We start from the raw sequence: 744 nt of genomic DNA on the forward strand, positions 1-744 counted from the left end.
TAGCGGAGCAGGAAGGACATCTGATGGAAATGGAAGCCACGCAAGCACCTTAAAATCACCATCATACACTAAATCAGTAAGTTGGCAGCATTACCCGAACTCAGGCTAGTGTTATGTTTTACAGTAACACGCCGCGGCGCGTTGGCTGATTAGAACTGGTAGATGATACCAACTGCAAACTGGTCATCAGTTGCGGCATCGGTAATCGCTGCATCGTCTTTATCCAGCAGGTTAAATTTGTATGCTGTGTAGACGTTCATGTTCTTATTGAAGTAGTACCAGGTACCAACTTCGATATAATTTACGCGGTCAGCATCAACACCTTTATGTCCATCACGAGCATAAAGATCTTTGCCTTTGGAATATACGTAGCCTAAAGACGGACGTAAACCGAAGTCGAACTGATACTGTACAACAGCTTCAAAGTTTTGGGTTTTATTTGCAAAATGATCATTAGCCAAAACGGTCATGTTGCGGGTTTCACCGTACATCATTGCTGCATAGATATTATTTGCATCATACTTGGCTGCTAATGACCACACTTCAGCGTTATCACCGTAGCCGTCACCAGCTTGTTCATTAGTACGATCAGATTTGCTATATGCACCTACAAAACCAAAACCTTCGATGTTGTAGTCTACAGACAACGTAGACTGGCCCCCTGAATCTCCAGACAACCAGTATCACTTAAATAAGTGATAGTCTTAATACTAGTTTTTAGACTAGTCATTGGAGTACAGATGA

Annotated in this window: 1 pseudogene; it reads right to left on the reverse strand. The window is 42.3% G+C overall.

What is annotated here, in order from left to right:
- Window positions 1–149 precede the first annotated feature (149 nt).
- Window positions 150–665, reverse strand: a pseudogene (locus BHE85_RS17365) (porin); the annotation flags it as partial.
- Between the last annotated feature and the right edge of the window lie 79 nt (window positions 666–744).

The organism is Shigella sp. FC1567, from assembly GCF_001743015.1.
Taxonomy (GTDB): Bacteria; Pseudomonadota; Gammaproteobacteria; order Enterobacterales; family Enterobacteriaceae; genus Escherichia; species Escherichia coli.